Below are 823 nucleotides of genomic sequence, written 5' to 3'. Positions count from 1 at the left end.
ACCCCGCGCACGGCGCCGGGCACGCCCGCGCCGGTCCGGTCCGCCACGGCGGTGCGCTCGGCGGCCAGCCGCTCCCGGAAGCGGCGGAACAGGTCACCCACCGGGCGCTCCGGGCTCACGACGATCCTCCGACGAACGCGGCGACGGTGGCCGCCGCCATGGCCAGCGCGGCCAGGCCGGCCCGCTTCCACATCTTCGGCAGGTCCCGGGTGGTGACCACCGGGTCCGGCGGCAGCCCGTACACCTCGGGCTCGTCGAGCAGCAGGAAGAACGCGCCGTCGCCGCCCACCCCGTCGGTCGGGTCGTGCCCGTAGAGCCGGGCCTCGGGCACGCCCCGCTCGTGCAGCGTGGCGACCCGGGCGGCGGCCCGTTCGCGCAGCTCGTCCAGCGGGCCGTACTGGATCGACTCGGTCGGGCAGGCCTGGGCGCAGGCCGGGGTCATCCCGGCGCCGAGACGGTCGTAGCAGAGCGTGCACTTCCACGCCCGGCCGTCGTCCTTGCGCTGGTCGATGACGCCGTAGGGGCAGGCGGAGATGCAGTAGCCGCAGCCGTTGCAGATGTCCTCCTGCACCACCACCGTGCCGAACTCGGTGCGGAACAGCGAGCCGGTCGGGCACACGTCCAGGCAGGCCGCATGCGTGCAGTGCTTGCACACGTCGGACATCATCAGCCAGCGGAAGTCGGTGCGGGCCTCCACGCCGGTGCCCCGCCCGGGCGGCTGCGCGCCGGGCATGCCCAGGAACTCCGGACCGGCCGCCATCCGCGCCGCCGCCTCCGGACGCCCCGGCGGCAGACCCGGGTTCGTGCCGGTGTCGGGCGCGGT

Annotated in this window: 1 protein-coding gene; it reads right to left on the bottom strand. The window is 75.8% G+C overall.

Going from position 1 to position 823, the window contains the following annotated elements:
* Positions 1-115: 115 nt before the first annotated feature.
* A partial coding sequence (locus tag HUW36_RS33700) for a 4Fe-4S dicluster domain-containing protein (protein WP_174531683.1) occupies positions 116-823 on the bottom strand: 708 nt, incomplete at its 5' end.

This window comes from Micromonospora maritima (assembly GCF_902825405.1).
Classification (GTDB): Bacteria; Actinomycetota; Actinomycetes; order Mycobacteriales; family Micromonosporaceae; genus Micromonospora; species Micromonospora maritima.
The sequence above is the reverse complement of the archived record's forward strand: the minus strand, read 5'-3'. Positions and strand labels throughout refer to the sequence as shown.